A 1,459-nucleotide genomic window follows, 5' to 3' on the forward strand; every position below is an offset into this window, starting at 1 on the left:
CCTCCTGAAGATTGATCACGATCACCGGAAAACTATCACGCCGGCAAGGCGGGGCACAACGGGCTTCAAGCCGCCAGAGCGAGCACCGGCTGAGTCGCCACACACACCGGCAGCAAGTCTTGCCGGCGTAAGCGCGATGTGCTCACCACCCGGCCGTGCCCGGGCCGCCCTTGAAAGGACCAACGATCTGCGTGGTGATCCAACCGCCGTAGAAGTCACCTTCCTGGAAGGTCACCTGCTCGCCGTTGACTTGGCAGGAGTCCATGTGAGCCGGGTAGAGGGCCACTCGGGAGCTGAGCGCCCCGAAACCCAGGGTGGGTTCGGGATAGGTCCACCCGCCACGGGGAACGACGACTCCGCCGGCAACGACGTCGAAGTAGTGCGCTTCTCCCTTGAACTCGCAGAAGCTGGTGCCCCCGACCGGGACGAGTACACCGGCAGGGAATGAGTCCAATGGCAAGTAGTAGACAGGCGGGTGACTTGTCTCCAGGACGCGCACCGCATCGGTGGTGTCGGCAATCACCTGCCCGCCAAGCCGCACGGTAACCCGTTCGGATCGGGGCTCGACCCTCGGCGGCCGCGGGTAGTCCCACACCGATTCCTGGCCCGCCTTGGGTTTGATGGGCTGGGGCCGCCGGAAAAGGCCGGAAGAACCGTGTGCAGGAGTCATGTCCCCATGGTGCCATCTTCTGCTGGGATCCCACCGTGAGCGCGACGCAGCCGCGCGATCGCGCATCCGCCGACCGCGAGCCAGCCGCTAGTCGCCGGCGGCTTCGCGGCCGCGGCGCACGATCAGCCGGTCGGGGCTGTGGACCACTGACGTGTCCTTGTCCTCGTAATCGAACTGGTTGAGGAAGTAGCGCATGGCGTTGATCCGACCCCGCTTCTTGTCGTTGAACTTGATGGTGATCCACGGCGCATGGTCCGTGTCGGTCCGCAGGAACGTCTCCTCCTTGGCGGCCGTGTACTCCTCCCACCGGTCCAGGGAGGCGAGATCGATGGGCGAGAGTTTCCAGCGCCGCACCGGGTCGATCTGCCGGATCGCAAAACGGGTGCGCTGCTCGTGGCGGGTCACCGAGAACCAGAACTTGGTCAGGTGGATCCCGGAATCCACCAGCATCCGCTCGAAGAGCGGGGCCTGAACCATAAAGGTGTCGAACTCCTGCTCCGTGCAGAAGCCCATGACCCGCTCCACATTTGCCCGGTTGTACCAGGAGCGGTCGAACATCACGATCTCCCCGGCCGTGGGCAGGTGCTGGATGTAGCGCTGGAAATACCACTGGCCCAGTTCACGGTCAGAGGGTTTACTCAATGCCACTGCCCGGGCCGAGCGGGGATTCAGGTGCTCGGTGAAGCGCTTGATTGTTCCGCCCTTGCCGGCCGCATCCCGGCCCTCGAAGACGATCACGTGCCTGAGCTCCTGGTCCTGGCCCCAGTACTGGAACTTCAGCAGTTCAAC

The 1,459-nt window shown here is 64.4% G+C and carries 2 protein-coding genes; both read right to left on the reverse strand.

Annotated elements, in window-relative coordinates:
- Positions 1–142: 142 nt before the first annotated feature.
- Entirely contained in the window at positions 143–670 is a 528-nt protein-coding gene (locus LQV45_RS31990) for a DUF427 domain-containing protein (RefSeq protein ID WP_230011507.1), read from the reverse strand.
- 87 nt (positions 671–757) lie between these two features.
- On the reverse strand, positions 758–1,459 hold a 702-nt coding region (gene ppk2, locus LQV45_RS31995; protein WP_230011510.1), incomplete at its 5' end, for a polyphosphate kinase 2.

Source organism: Microbacterium sp. Bi128 (genome assembly GCF_918698205.1).

Excerpts from the sequence above, each read along its gene's own strand:
- LQV45_RS31990 (WP_230011507.1), bottom strand. The coding sequence starts at position 670 with ATGACTCCTGCACACGGTTCTTCCGGCCTTTTCCGGCGGCCCCAGCCC.